Raw genomic sequence first — 14,581 nt, forward strand, 5'->3', positions numbered from 1 at the left:
GCGTGATGGGGAAATCAGCATGACGGCACAGGCACGGCTCGCCACCTTCACCGTCGGCGGCAAGAAGCGCTACGGCGCGATCACCGGCAAGGGCGTCGTCGACCTGTCGGCGCGCCACAGCCAGTGGCCGACGCTACGCGAAGTGATAGAGGCCGGCGCCTTGCAGCATCTGGCGGAAGAGGCGGAAGCCTTTGCTGCCGACTTTTCCCTCGACGACATCGCCTACGACATTCCGGTCCCCTCCCCGGAAAAGATCATCTGCGTCGGCGTCAATTTTCCCGACCGCAACGAAGAGTACAAGGACGGCCAGGCAGCCCCCTCCAACCCGTCGCTGTTCATCCGCTTCCCGCGCTCCTTCGTCGGCCATGGCGCGCCGTTGGTACGGCCGCCAGAATCGCCGCAGCTCGATTATGAGGGTGAGATCGTCATCGTCATCGGCAAGGCCGGACGGCGGATCGCCGAGACGGAAGCGCTGAACCACATCGCGGCGCTGTCGTTGTGCAATGAAGGCACCATCCGCGACTGGGTCCGCCACGCCAAGTTCAATGTCACCCAGGGCAAGAATTTCGACCGCACCGGCGCCATTGGCCCCTGGCTGGTGCCATACACCGACGAGGCGCAGATCGCCGACATCGCGCTGACCACCCGCGTCAATGGCGAGTTGCGGCAGCAGGACCGCACCAGCCGCATGATCTTTTCGTTCCGCAAGATCATCAACTACGTCTCGACCTTCACCACGCTGGTGCCCGGCGACGTCATCGTCACCGGCACGCCGACCGGTGCCGGCGCCCGTTTCGAGCCGCCGATCTGGCTGAAGCCGGGCGATGTCATCGAGGTCGAGGCCGACGGCATTGGCCTGCTGCGCAACGGCGTCGTCGACGAAGGGACAGCGCAATGATCCCCGAGCAAGTCGAGGACGCCGCCACGCGGCTGTACGAGGCCGAACGCAACCGTCGCCAGATCAGGCTGCTCAGCCTCGATTTTCCCGATGCGACGATGGATGACGCCTACCTGGTGCAGGCAGCACTGGTGAAGCGGAAGGTCGCGTCAGGCCTGACAATCAAAGGCTGGAAGATCGGCCTGACCTCCAAGGCCATGCAATCGGCGCTCGCCATCGACATTCCCGATTCCGGCGTGCTGTTCGACGACATGTTCTTCGACGACGGCGGCATCGTTCCCGGCGACCGCTTCATCCAGCCGCGCATCGAGGCCGAGATCGCCTTCGTTATGAAGGCGCCGCTGGCAGGCCCTGACGTATCGATCGACGACGTGTTCGACGCCACCGACTACATCACGCCTGCCCTTGAAATCCTCGACACCCGCATCGAGCGCATCAACAAGGAGACCGGCAAGGTCAGGACCTTCTTCGACACCATCTCCGACAATGCCGCCAATGCCGGCATCGTCATTGGCGGCCGCGCAGCCGGGCCGCGCGAAGCCGATTTGCGCTGGATCGGTGCCATCGTCTCGCGCAATGGCGAGGTCGAGGAAACCGGCCTTGGCGCCGGCGTGCTCGATCATCCGGCCAAAGGCATCGTCTGGCTGGCCAACCGGCTGCACCAATACGGCATGCAGATCGCTGCTGGACAGGTCGTGCTGTCAGGCTCGTTCGTGCGCCCGGTCGAAGCCCGCCACGGCGACAGCATCGTCGCCGATTTCGGCCCTCATGGAACAATCCGCATCGCGTTCGCCCGCTAGAGCGGCGCTTGAAACAGACTCGCTGTGCCTCGTCACTTCAGCCTATGAGCAAGCTTCAGTCGGTCGAACTCGTCCGCACCGGCCGCATTAGCAAGGCCAAAGCCGAGATGGTGCGGACCGCCCTCACCTTAAGAAGTGGCAAACGACATATGAGACGAATGGTCGATGGTCCGCGCGTCTGGGCCGTGAGGCCGCCAATCGGCAAAAGCCAAGATCGCACTCGCCCGAAAGCTCGCGGTCATCCTTCGTCGCATCTGGGCGACCACGTCAGGCAGAATGGCTCCGAATGACGCGTATTTGCCGCCAATCGCCGCATGAACGGACGGAGATCGTTCGGAGTCCCAGCACCTGGACTTGAATATGGCCGATCGTGAACGAGCGAGAGAAATTGAAGCCCGGACAAAGTGCGGACTTCCTGGGCGCACGCCTTGCATCCGATACGCGTGTCTCTACCCGTGCTTTGATTAAATGCTGGGGAGACATTGCTGTTAGTCGAAGCGAAGAACGACGGTAGCTTGCTGACAGAGACCTCACCGAAAGGCGCGGCAGTCTTTTGGGTCCCAGCCTATCTTCACATCAACGCCAGGCCGCAGTGGCAGGTCGGATCTTGCGTTGACTGTCTTAATGATGAAGTTCTCCGAGCCCGCCGCGTGAACTTTCACCCGAATATGGTCGCCGTGATAAATCGTATCGAGCACCTTGCCATCGAATTGGTTCATCGGGTCTGGAAAGTCATGGCCCAATAGACAGCGTTCCGGGCGGACCGAAATTATCACGCCATCGCCTGGCGCGAGAGACTCATCGGCGACTGCACGCACAACGCCACCGCCTGACAAGGCAACATCGTACAGTCCGTCCTTGCCGGACTTGGCGACCTTCCCTGTCAGTGTATTGTTCTCACCAATGAACCGGGCGACGAACGCGTTGGCGGGACGTTCATAGAGGTCCTGCGGTGTCGAAAGCTGCTGGATGATGCCATCGTTGAACACGGCTATCCGGTCCGACATGGTCAGGGCTTCGGATTGGTCGTGGGTCACGTAGATCATTGTGATGCCGAGACGGTCATGCAGCGCCTTGATTTCGTATTGCATCTGCTCTCGCAAATGCTTGTCCAACGCGCCCAGCGGTTCATCCATCAGAACCACTGTCGGCTCGAAGATGAGTGCCCGCGCTAGCGCGACGCGCTGCTGCTGGCCGCCGGAAAGCTGCGAGGGGCGTCGCCCTGCGAAATTGGGCAGCTCAACCATATCGAGCGCGCGTTTGACCCGGTTGGCGATGTCGGCCTTGGCGACGCGGCGCACCTCAAGGGGAAAGGCGAGATTCTGTGCCACGGTCATGTGCGGGAACAGTGCATAGCTCTGGAACACCATGCCGATGCCGCGCTCATGCGGCGGCGTCTGGGTCACTGGCCGTCCGTCCAGCAGGATTTCTCCTGAGGTGGCATCCTGAAAGCCAGCAAGCATCATCAGGGTGGTCGTCTTGCCGGAGCCCGACGGGCCGAGCAAGGTGAGGAATTCGCCCCTGAGTACGTCGAGGTTGAGGTTTTTGACGACGAGGCCAAGGCCTCCATACGATTTCTGTACATTGATGAACCGGACCAGTGCGGTCTCGTCATGGGCTCGCGCGGGATTTGCCGACAAGTCGCTCATCATATCTGGCTCACGAATTTGCTGACGAGACAGGTCTCAAGGCCTTCGACACCGTTTTCGGCCCCGTGTCCGCTGTCCTTAATGCCCAGAAACGGCGTCTCGGGAAAGGAAATGGTAAAGCTGTTGATCCCGACCATCCCCGTTTCGAGCCCGCTGGAAAATGCCTTCGCCGCGTCTGCGGTCGCGCCGAAACCATAGCTGGCCAGACCGTAGGGAAGCCGATTGGCCTGCTTGATTCCACTTTCGATCGAGTCGATCGGATTGATCAGAGCCACGGGGCCAAACGGTTCCTCATTCATGACACGCGCATGTTCTGATACATCGCACAACACCGTCGGTGAAAAGAAGTAACCGGGGCTGTTACGCCGATGGCCGCCGGCACGCAGGTTAGCGCCGTGCTTTTCGGCATCGGCCACGAGTTCATCCAGCGCAGACCCGCGTCTCGAATGGGCAAGAGGTCCCATGGCCGTATCTTCCAGGAAGCCATCGCCGACCACAACGCCATCCGCAATGGCAGCGAAGCGTTCGACAAACTCAACATAGATCGCCTTGTGGACATAAAAGCGGGTCGGCGACACGCACACTTGGCCGGCATTGCGATATTTCGCCATCGCTGAAAGCCGCACGACGGCATCGATGTCGACATCACGGTCGACAATGACCGAACCGTGGCCGCCGAGTTCCATCGTTGTCCGCTTCATGCCTGCGGCGCAGAGCGCCATCAGATGTTTTCCGACGGGCACCGAACCGGTGAACGATACCTTGCGTATGATCGGGGAGGCGATCAGATACGATGAAATCTCGGCAGGTATACCGAACAGCATGGATATCACGCCCTTGGGAATCCCTGCATCGTCGAGCGCCTGGACGATCGACATGGCACTGGCTGGCGCTTCTTCGGGTGGTTTGAGAATGCACGAGCAACCCGCGGCCAATGCCGCGCCGAGCTTTCTGGCCGGATTAACGGCTGGAAAATTCCAGGGCGCGATCGCCAGCACCGGGCCGACTGGTTCCTTGACCACGAATTGCTGCATCCCTTCGATGCGCGAGGGTATGATCCTGCCGTAAGCCCGGCGCCCCTCCTCGGCAAACCATTCCAGAGTCTGCGCAGCGGCTTCCGCCTCGATACGGGCCTCGGCCAGAGGTTTGCCTTCTTCGAGCGTGATCAGACGCGCGATGCTCTCACCCCTTTCCCGAACGATTGCGGCCGCGCGGCGGATGATATCGGAACGGTCAAGGGGCGAACGTCTCCGCCATAGCTCGAAGCCGGTTGCCGCCGCCGCTAGAGCGGCGTCCATGTCGTCCTGAGTTGCCACGGGCAGGTTGCCAAGAACGGCCTCGGTCGCGGGATTGAAGACCGGTATTGACTCACGATCGCCTCGCTCATGCCATTCGCCGCCGATCAGCAAGCGCAGATCGGGATAGGATTGAACCGCTGAAACGGTCCTCTGAGGGTTGTTGGTCATGCTGCCTCGTGCTGTATGGCCATTCCGCAAATAAGCTGGATAAGACCGAGCGGATCAGTCGGTGCGGTATCACCCCGCCAGGCGACATGCTGGTCGGGCCGCGAGAGGACCAAGGCCTTGTCGTAGACGCCAGCAGCGTCCTCCGCCGTGACATCGAGCAACCGGACAGGAACAGCGATCGCGTCCGCTGCGGCCAAGAATGTGGTCACGTCAATCGAAGGATCAAAGCGAAGCAGCGTGTAATCGGGACCCATCGCGTCGTAGAGCGAGCGGCCATCGTCGAGCCAGACGTGAGGGGTCCGGCAGCCCGGAACCGTGGACGGTGTGAAGTCGGCCATGCCGTAGGCAGGTGGTTTTTCTCCGTCATAGGCGATGATGGGGGATTGGTCATAAAAATAGCCAAAGTTCAGCCCGCCGCAGCAATATTGCTGAACGTTGAGGTCATAGGCGAGTTTGCCAAGCGCGGCTCTTGCTCGCTGGCCCTCGGCGTCGTCATCATCGATGTTGTCAGGAACGTCGCCGCGTTGCTTCGACAACGCCAGCGCATGGTTCATCGCAAAATGCGACACCTGCTCGGTGATGGGCAGCCGCTCTTTCTCATGGGCGTCGACAATGGATGCCGGCGCCCAGCCGTTCAGGTGAGCGGCGAGCAGCCAGGCGAGGTTTGCAGCGTCGGCGATGCCGGCATTCATGCCGTACCCGGCCATCGGCACCCATAGATGGGCCGCGTCGCCGCAGATAAAGACGCGCCTGTCGCGGAACTTGTCGGCTACCAGGCGCCGACCGATCCAGTCTTCCTTGCTAAGAATTTCGTAAGCGAAATCAGGACCGACGCCGAGGATGGTTCGCAACGCCCAGTCGCGGTCGATGGCTTCAAAGTCTTCCTCGCCCGGCCTGAGATAGTTGTGAACCAGCCACTTCTCCTTGCCGTCGATCGCATAGACATTGCCGGAACGCTGCGGGTTGAGGGAGAATGTCGCCCAAGCGGGCTTCAGGTTGCTGAGCGACAGCAGCGACGGCGCTCTGATATAAGTGGACTGGACGCGCTGCACGACCGCCGTACCGGAAAGCTTGGCGCCAATCGCCTTACGCACGCCGGAACGCGAGCCATCGCAGCCAACCATATAGCGAGCGCGAATGGAGATGGTCTCGCCCGTATCGAGCAGCCGCCCCGTTGCCTGAACGCCATCGTCATCCTGGGTGAAATCATTGATCTGGACACGGTTGAGCAAGGAGAGATTCGGCATCGCCGCGGCATGGGCGAACAGCACCGGTTCGATATAGATTTGGTTGATCCGGTGCGGCGGCTCCGGCGTCGGCCACCATGTGTCAGGGCCGCCGGTCGCCGTATAGCGGTCCTTCCGGCACGGAATTTCGATGCGCGACAATTCCTTGCCGGCGAAGCTCACTCGGTAGGAAATGTCGTTGGAATAGTCGGCCGGCAAGCCGGTTTGCCGCAGCTTTCCGGCAACGCCCAAGCGGCGGAAAATCTCCATCGAACGAGCTGCTATGTGATTGCATTTGACACTCGGCGGCTCCCCCTCATGCCGCATTTCCACCAACAGCGTCTCCACCCCGCGCGACGCGAGATCCATGCCGAGGGTGAGGCCGACCGGGCCGCCGCCGACGACAAGCACCTGTGTTTCTATCGTTCGTGTCATTGCGAATGAATACCTATGGGATTGAAGTGATCAGGCGATCTTCGCCGCCAGACGCTGGCTGCGGCGCTGCAGCATCAGGATCACAGCCATTAAAGCGACCGAAATCAGGATCATCAGCGAGGCAGCCGCCGTGATCGTAAGGCGAAAGCCGTCGACACTGGCGGTGAGCATCTGGCGCGGCAGGGTGCGCTGTTCGGGTCCGGCCATGAACAGCGCGATGACGACGTCATCGAACGAAGCGGAAAATGCAAACAGTGCGCCGCTGACCACGCCCGGAAGAATGAGTGGCAAGGTGATCCTGCGGAAGATGAGCAGGGGCGGCGCGCCGAGGCTGGCACCGGCACGCAGATAATCCGGATTGAATCCAGAAAGACTGGCCGAGACCGTCACGATGACGAAGGGCACCGCGATCGCCGTATGCGCCAGAATGAGGCCGATGTAGGTGTTGTTGAGCAGGAACGGTGCCGACGCGTAGTAGACAGAAACGCCGGTGATGATGACCGGCACCATCATGGGCGAGATCAGCAGTCCGACCAGCAGGCTCTTGCCGCGGAATGTCGCTTTCCACAGGCCGAAGGCCGCTGGCACGCCCAGAGCCATGGCAAGCGCCGTCGCACACGCGCCGACCAGCAATGAGTTGAAAAGAGAGCGTATCCAGAAGGGTGAGGTGAACAGATCCTGATACCAGCGCAAGCTCAACCCATCGAGGGGGAAGCGAAAGAAGCTGCCGGAGTTGAAGGACAGCGGCAGGAAAATCAGGATCGGGGCGACAAGAAATATGCAGGCGAGCGTGGCTACGACAGGAACTCCCCATCGGCAGGCAATCTGCAGTGGCGTGGCCCGGATGCCGTGTGCCATGGTCAGACCACCCCGACTGTTTTGCCGCCAGCAATCGAGCGATAGACGCTGGACAGCAGCACGATTGCTACAAGGAGTATCAGCGAGAGAGCTGCAGCCAGCCCCCAATTGGAACTCTTCGTCACGTAAAAGGCGATGATCGGCGCGATCGTCTGGTCGTTCGGATTGCCGAGCAGCACCGGCGTAATATAGGCGCCGAGAGCCTGGATGAAGACGAGAAGGCAGCCGGACACCACGCCAGGCATAACCAGGGGCAGGTAGACGCGGCGAAACACCGTGAACGGCTTGGCACCCAGCGAGGATGCCGCCCTCAGATAGCCGTCGGGGAACGCTTTCATGACGCTGAAGATGGCAAGGACCATGAACGGCAGCAGAATGTGCGTCATTCCGACATAGACTGCCATACGGTTAAACATGAGGTCGAACGGCGCGCCACCTGCACCGAGCCCCGCAAGCACGGCGTTGACGATGCCCTCGCGTTGCAGGAGGACGGTCCAGGACAGGGTTCGCACGAGTATGGATGTCCACAGCGGCAGGAGAATAAAGATCATCAGAAATCCGGCCCGCCGTGGCGGTGAGCTGGCTATGAAATAGGCGAGCGGGAAGCCGACGATCAGGCAGATGAGTGTCACCCAGGCGGCCATGACCACCGTACGGACAAGCATGCCGGCGAAAAGCGCCTTGTCAGGCGCCACCTTGGCGATAGCGCCCTGATCGGTGCGCTTCAAGTCGAGCGCGGCAAGTAGGTTGGCGTCCGTCAGCGGACCGCCGGCGCGCTTGATTGCCGCCCACGTCGCGATCTGGCCCCACCGCGCGTCGATGGCGACGAAGTCCGGCCCCGTCAGCGTAGCGGGCTCGGCCGACACGGCGGTGACCGTCTTGAACAGAAGTGACCGGAAACCCGGCAGATCCGAATTGATGCGGACGGCTGCCTTGGCCAGTGTTTCCGGAGCGGTGGTTTTTAGGTCGTGCTGCAAGCCGGCGAATGCTGGGCTGTCCGGCAGCGAACTTCCGTCGAACTCGCCAAGAGCGGCAATCGTGCGCGGAAGTGCCTGCCGGGCCAGCGGATCCGAAACGCTCTGCCACAGCGTCGCCGCTATCGGCACGAAGAACGTGACGAGCAGGAAAAGGAACAGCGGCGCGACCAGGATAAGGGCCTGCGCGTTCCCGAGCCGCCTGAGAGGGGCCGCTATCTTTGCGAGGTTGGTAAACATGAAACCGAACATGCACACAGTATGGGCACCCTGTGGAGGCGCCCATACTGTGTCATTCTATCATTGGCCGATGAGGGTCGTCATGCGCTGGTTCAGCGCATCGTAATTGTCCAGCCAGAAGCTTGCATTGGACTGGATCGCCGTCTTGATGTTGTCAGGATTGGCCGACAACAACGGCAGCACTTCCGGCTTGACCAAGGGCAGAGCATCGGTGTTCGGAACCGAGATCCCCATCTTGGATGCCAGTTGCGCCTGTCTCTCCGCTTCGGTCGCGAAATTCAGGAAGCTATAGGCCGTATCGAGATTCTTCGCCCCCTTCGGGATCGCCCAGTAGTCGATGTGGCGGATCGAATTGTTGTTGACGACCTTGTTCTTAAGCCCTTCGCCGAGATTGGTGGCGTTGATACCGCTGTCGTAGGTGGCAATGAACACCGCCTCGCCGCTTGCCAGAAACTGCCGCGACTGTCCCGGATTGGTCCACCAGATGATGTTGGGCATCAGTTCCTTGACCTTGGCGAAGGCGCGATCTTGGCCTTCCGGCGTGGCGAGCGTCTTGTAGACGTCGGCCGGCGCAACTCCATCGGCAAGCAGCGCTGCCTCCAGCGTATCGCGTGGGTCGCGATAGAGAGATCTCTTGCCAGGCCATTTTTTGACGTTCCAGAAGTCGGCCCAATTTTGAGGTGCTTCTGAGGTCTTGGCGGGATCGTAGGCGATCGACATGTTGTAGAGGACCTCACCAAGGCCGCAATCGAGCTTGGCATCCGGGATCAGCTTGGCGGCTTCCTTGATCTTGCTATAGTCGATTTTTTCGAAGAGCCCTTCCTGGCATCCCTGGATCACCTCGACATCTTCCGCGGCAACAACGTCCCACGTGTTGTTGCCCCCTTCGATGCGGGTGCGGATGACGCCGATGCCATAGTCACGGCTGTCTTCCACCAGCTTCACGCCAGTGGCCGCGAAGGGGCTGAAATAGAGCTCCCGGACCATGTCCTGAACGAGACCGCCGAAGTTGGCGACGGTGATCTGCTTTTCTTGAGCACTGACACTTAGGGCGGTGGCTGTGACCAGAGCGGCGCCGAGACACAGTGCCTTGATGTGAGATTTGAACATTTTTTAGTCCTCCGTTTTGTTGAGTATTCCCCGGTTTTATGTTCAGGCAACCAACACGTTGAGGACGGCCTGACGTCCCTCCTGCTCTACGGCATGCAGGGCACGGCGAAGCGCTGCCGGCAGGTCTTTCGCCTGCTCGACCCGCTCGCCGTAGCCGCCGGATGCTTCGACGATCTTTTCATATTCGGGACTTGGCTCGAGATACGTGAAGACCGCATTTCTGTTCAATCTGGTTTCGCTGTCCGGGTAGACGGACAGCGTGGCGCGCCGAACTGCTGCCCACATGCTGTTGTTCATTATGATGGTCAGCGTCGGCAATTGATTTGCCCGGGAAACGAAATGGGCAGGGGTCGGGTTGCCAAACATGTAGGCGCCGTCGCCAACCAGGCTGATGACGCGTCTTTCCGGCGCGGTCAGTTTTATTCCGAGAGCCGCGCCGAGTGCCCAGCCAAGACCGCCGGAGCTTGGCGCGCCAAAATAGCCCCCACCGCCATCGAGTGCGAGAAGCTCAGTCGGGAATGCCGTCTCGGCGAGAATGGTGTCGCCTTCCCCCGACACGTCGGCCAGGCAACGTGCCACTTGAGCATAGCTTGGCAGTTCGACGTCGGCTACGGCTCGTTCTCTCAGGGTCCTGAACGCAGTCCGCTTGGTATCGAGCCAGGCAATCCTTTCCTCGACCACATCTGCCTCGGCGTGGCTTGCGGCCTGGATCAAACGCATGGCTGTGGCGACATCGCCATCGATCGCCAGGTCGGCCTGAAATCCACGCACGGGATACCGCGAGAAGTTCGGATCGAAGGCCAGGTGGATCACGCGCGTCCTGGCACCAGGACTGTGATGCAGGGGAATCCACGGCACGTCGCAGGACGCAACGATGATCAGGTCGGCTTCCTCAACCAAGGGCCCGGGTTCGAAACCAACGAAGCTTGCATTATCAATATCAAGCGGCATGAAGCGCGGGCGGTGCGCCGCCACCGCAATCGAGTGGGCTCCGGCAAAGGCCGCCAATGCTTGGCGTTCGCGCGCCTCACGACCAAGCGCGCCGGTCACGATGAGTGGACGCCTCGCTTCAGCCAGCCATTTTGCAGCAATGTTGATGGCGTTCTCGTCAGGAGCGGGCGGCGCCACCTGTGGTGAAGTCCGTGCCGGTTCAACAGACACGGGTTCGCCAAAGGTCTCGCGCGGCAAGGTGAGATAGACCGGACCACGTGGATGGGCCGTGGCAATGCTTATCGCCCGGTCGACGACAAGGTCGGTTTGATCTGCCCGACGTAGCTCATAGTCCCATTTGACGACCTCGCGAACCATGGCGCCCTGGTCGAACATCTCCTGAGCCCAGTGGATGAAAGCGTTGCGCGATGCCAGGGAACCCGTTTCGGTGATCGGGTTGCGGCCGGCACAAAGGATGAGCGGCACCTGTTCGCGAGAGGCGTTGATGAGCCCGCAGATTGCGTTAGCCGTCCCGACATTGACGTGCACCATGACCGCTTGCGGATTGCCAGTGGCAAGATAGGCGCCGTGCGCCATGGCCACCGCAAGATTTTCGTGCGGCACGGTGATCGGTCGAGGAAGGGCGGATGGCTGGGGATGCGTCGCATAGGCCTCGATGATCGCGGCAAAATCCGTTCCTGCATTGCCGAACAGGTAGTCGACTCCACGCCGCTTCAATGCTTCGAGAAAGGCCGTGGCTGCAGTCGTCGCTTTCACCGGTTGCGTGGCGACGATCATACGACGGCTCCGACAGCGCGGGCAGAACGGCGAATGAGCGTCGCCTTGATATCCGTGAACTTGTCGAAGGCGTGCAGCGAGCGATCGCGACCGAAGCCGGACTCCTTGAAGCCACCGAACGGCATTTCGATGTTCACGCCTCCGGCGGCGTTGACGAAGACGCTGCCGGCATGCAGGCGCTCGCTGGCGTGGAGTGCCTTGTCTATGTCACGTGTCCAGACAGCGGCACCAAGGCCGTAGCGTGTGCCATTGGCGATCGCGATGGCTTCATCGAGCGACGTGAAAGACATTACGGCGAGCACCGGCCCGAACACTTCCTCCTGCGCCAGCTTCGAGGCGGGTTCGACACCGACGGCAATCGTCGGTCCAATAAAGCAGCCCTCGGAAGGCCGTTGCGCCTTGCGTCCATCAAGCATCAGGCTCACGCCCTCCTGTCCCTCGGCAACAGCGATTGCCCGGGTAATGCCATCGAGCTGCCGAGCGTTGACCACCGGGCCGAGATCATTGCCTAGATGAAGCGGGGATCCGGTCTTCAGCGTTGCGGCGATTTCCGTGATGCGCTTGACGAAGTCATCGTGAATGGCGGCATCAACCAGGAGGCGGGACGGTGCATTGCAGATTTGTCCCTGGTTGCGAAAGATAGCGCGAGCGGCGGTCTGGGCGGCCTCTTCCAGATCCGGTGCGTCGGCCAGCACGATGTTGGCGGTCTTGCCGCCACATTCGAGACTGACCCGCTTGAGATTGCTTTCGCCTGCGTAGCGTAGAATCCGTCCGCCCACCCGGCCCGACCCGGTGAAAGCGATCGCGTCGACGTCGGGATGGAGTGCAAGCGCGCGACCTGCTTTGTCGCCGCGCCCGGTCACTACATTGAAAACGCCGTCCGGTACCCCTGCTTCACTGGCAAGTTCGGCGAGCCGGATGATCGCCAGCGAGGCGTCTTCGGCTGGTTTCAGGACTACGGAATTGCCACTGGCCAGCGCCGGACCCAACTTCCAGGCTGCGATCATCAACGGGAAGTTCCATGGAACGATGACGCCGACGACTCCGAGCGCGATCTTGGCGACGAGCCCGGTCTCGCGATCCGAGATCGGCAGCATCTCATCGCTGAGCTTGTCGAGCGCCTCGGCATACCAGCGGATGGTGCCGGCAGCTTCGCCGGCATCCATATGGATGGCCATCCCGACCGGCATGCCCATGTCTCTGGATTGCAGAACACCCAGTTCGAATTGATGCTGGGCGATCAGATCGGCGAACCCCAGGAGGATTTTCTTGCGTTCGCGCCGACCGAGCCCGACCCAGCGCCGGCCCGCGAAGGCCCGCCGCGCCGACTCAACCGCGACATCGATATCGGCCGCGTCGCCTTCGGGAAAATCGGTAAGTCTCAGTCCGTCGATTGGCGAAATGCTGTCCATGCGCTGGCCGCTAATGGCCTCACAGGACTTTCCGTCCACGAATGACATGGCCGGCGAAAGGGACTTGGCGGCTTCCGCATTGATGCGTTGTTGAAAATCGGGGTTCGTGTTCATCAAGCGGCTTTCTGGACCCGCTCTACGGCGGCAACTGCCTGACCGATCGTCTCGACGATAGTCGTGACCTGCTCGGCGTTGATCGTCAGTGGCGGCGACAGGATAACCTTGCTGGCCATGACCCGAACGATGACGCCCTTGGTGAGGCAGGTCTCGGCAAAAACCCTCATCTCTGGATCAGCAGGCCCGAAAGACTTCTTGGTATCCTTGTCGCGCGCCAGTTCCACGCCCACCATCAACCCGCGGCCGCGCACATCACCGATGATCGTCGACTGCTCTGCAACGGCCTTGAGCCCGTCCATGAGCTCAACTCCCCGCGCGGCTGCGTTTTCAGAAAGCTTTTCACGCACCACGATGTCCAGCACCGCGGTCGCCGTCGCACAGGCCAGCGCGTGGCCAGAATAGGTATAGCCATGCATGATCGGTGCGGGATTGGCCGGGTTATCCCACGCCGCCGCGACTTTGGCGCTGACCATTGTTGCGCCCAGGGGAATGTAGCCTGCCGTGATGCCCTTGGCGAAACACATGATGTCGGGCTTTACGCCCCAGAGCCGACATCCGAACATCTCGCCAGTGCGACCGAAGCCGGTGACGATCTCGTCGGCGATCAAAAGCACACCATGACGATCGCAGATATCGCGCAGCAACGGCCAGTAGTTCTCTGGGGGGACAATTACGCCCCCGGCACCTTGGATCGGTTCGGCGATCACGGCCGCCACGGTATGGGCGCCCTGATAGACGATTTCACGCTCCAACTGCTCTGCACAGATCCGTCCCAGTTCCTGCGGGTCGGTCGTCCACTGGTTGCGGTACAGGAATGGACTGTCGACCTGAAAGAAACCAGGCATCAGCGGCTCGAAAGCCTGCCGGAACGGCGGATTGCCGCCGGCCGACAATCCGCCGAAATGGACGCCGTGATAGCCGTATTTCAACGAGAAGAACTTCGTGCGTTCCGGCTGCCCGGTCAGCTTATGATATTGGCGCGCGAGCTTGAGCGCGGTCTCGACTGCGTCCGAGCCGCCGGATGAAAATAACACCTTGGCCATTTGCTCGGCCGCGAGCATTTCACTCAGACGCGTCGACAGTTCGATCTGCGGCGGGTTCGAGGTCTTGCCGAAGGTTGTGTAGTAGGCGATGCGGTCGAGTTGCTCGACGATTGCGTGTTTCACTTCCTCACGCCCATGGCCGATGTTGACGTTCCAGAGACCGCCGACCGCATCGAGATAGGACCGTCCGTCGATGTCCTCGACGAACACGCCCTTGCCCTTGCTGATGATTAACGGCGCCGACCTGGCCGTCTCCTGAGGCGAAATCATCGGATGCAGAATGTGCCGCGCGTTGTTGGCCTTGATGAAGGCAGCATAGTTTTTGAAATCCGGGCTCATCGCATTCTGTCTCGTTTCAAATAAATCAACACCGGTGTCGATATCGATACGCTATGGTCAAAAGCAGTTCGTGTCAACAAAGCTGGCGGGGGATCGAGCCCACTTTGTCGGGCGCGTTGCCACGGGCTCGGCTTAGGGGCTGCGCTGTTATCTGGCGAAATCCCAAACCGTCATGCGAACGGCGTTCGTGCCGGCTGAACGCCTGAAGTTTTCCCTAAACAATTGCATGATTTACATTCTGCGCGCGAGACGTCATTGATAATAAGTCAACGCTGTATCAACAGGA

At 60.8% G+C, this 14,581-nt stretch carries 11 protein-coding genes; 2 read left to right on the forward strand and 9 right to left on the reverse strand.

Annotation, left to right across the window (positions count from 1 at the left end):
* Positions 1-19: 19 nt before the first annotated feature.
* Both EJ076_RS31010 and hpaH read left to right on the forward strand, forming a co-directional pair.
* Positions 20-898, forward strand: coding sequence for a fumarylacetoacetate hydrolase family protein (locus EJ076_RS31010; RefSeq protein ID WP_126070417.1), 879 nt, complete (start codon positions 20-22; stop codon positions 896-898).
* Positions 895-1,698 (forward strand): 2-oxo-hept-4-ene-1,7-dioate hydratase, encoded by an 804-nt coding sequence (gene hpaH / locus EJ076_RS31015; RefSeq protein ID WP_126070418.1) that lies wholly within the window; start codon positions 895-897, stop codon positions 1,696-1,698. Before EJ076_RS31010 ends, hpaH begins: the two co-directional genes overlap by 4 nt.
* A 530-nt stretch (positions 1,699-2,228) precedes the next feature.
* Here the strand turns inward: hpaH and EJ076_RS31020 are convergent.
* Genes EJ076_RS31020 through EJ076_RS31060 form a run of 9 tightly spaced genes read right to left on the reverse strand, consistent with a single transcriptional unit; the run spans position 2,229 to position 14,295 of the window.
* A complete protein-coding gene (locus EJ076_RS31020; RefSeq protein ID WP_348639803.1) occupies positions 2,229-3,350 on the reverse strand; it encodes an ABC transporter ATP-binding protein in 1,122 nt (373 codons plus the stop codon).
* The gene (locus EJ076_RS31025) at positions 3,347-4,813 is read right to left on the reverse strand and encodes an NAD-dependent succinate-semialdehyde dehydrogenase (protein ID WP_126070419.1); all 1,467 of its coding nucleotides are present in this window, start codon (positions 4,811-4,813) and stop codon (positions 3,347-3,349) included. Before EJ076_RS31025 ends, EJ076_RS31020 begins: the two co-directional genes overlap by 4 nt.
* Positions 4,810-6,474: an FAD-dependent oxidoreductase gene (locus tag EJ076_RS31030; protein WP_126070420.1), complete on the reverse strand. Its 1,665-nt coding sequence runs from the start codon at positions 6,472-6,474 to the stop codon at positions 4,810-4,812. The genes EJ076_RS31025 and EJ076_RS31030 overlap by 4 nt, the downstream gene beginning before the upstream one ends.
* A 30-nt stretch (positions 6,475-6,504) precedes the next feature.
* The gene (locus EJ076_RS31035; RefSeq protein ID WP_348630910.1) at positions 6,505-7,440 is read right to left on the reverse strand and encodes an ABC transporter permease; all 936 of its coding nucleotides are present in this window, start codon (positions 7,438-7,440) and stop codon (positions 6,505-6,507) included.
* On the reverse strand, positions 7,335-8,546 hold the full coding sequence (locus tag EJ076_RS31040) for an ABC transporter permease (protein WP_126070421.1): 1,212 nt from the start codon (positions 8,544-8,546) through the stop codon (positions 7,335-7,337). Before EJ076_RS31040 ends, EJ076_RS31035 begins: the two co-directional genes overlap by 106 nt.
* A 60-nt stretch (positions 8,547-8,606) precedes the next feature.
* Positions 8,607-9,656, reverse strand: coding sequence for an ABC transporter substrate-binding protein (locus tag EJ076_RS31045; RefSeq protein WP_126070422.1), 1,050 nt, complete (start codon positions 9,654-9,656; stop codon positions 8,607-8,609).
* 42 nt (positions 9,657-9,698) lie between these two features.
* A complete protein-coding gene (locus EJ076_RS31050) occupies positions 9,699-11,384 on the reverse strand; it encodes a thiamine pyrophosphate-requiring protein (RefSeq protein ID WP_126070423.1) in 1,686 nt (561 codons plus the stop codon).
* Positions 11,381-12,910 (reverse strand): aldehyde dehydrogenase family protein, encoded by a 1,530-nt coding sequence (locus EJ076_RS31055; protein WP_126070424.1) that lies wholly within the window; start codon positions 12,908-12,910, stop codon positions 11,381-11,383. Before EJ076_RS31055 ends, EJ076_RS31050 begins: the two co-directional genes overlap by 4 nt.
* Positions 12,910-14,295: an aminotransferase class III-fold pyridoxal phosphate-dependent enzyme gene (locus EJ076_RS31060; protein WP_126070425.1), complete on the reverse strand. Its 1,386-nt coding sequence runs from the start codon at positions 14,293-14,295 to the stop codon at positions 12,910-12,912. Before EJ076_RS31060 ends, EJ076_RS31055 begins: the two co-directional genes overlap by 1 nt.
* Positions 14,296-14,581 lie beyond the last annotated feature (286 nt).

Origin of the sequence: Mesorhizobium sp. M7D.F.Ca.US.005.01.1.1 (assembly GCF_003952545.1) — a bacterium.
GTDB lineage: Bacteria > Pseudomonadota > Alphaproteobacteria > Rhizobiales > Rhizobiaceae > Mesorhizobium > Mesorhizobium loti.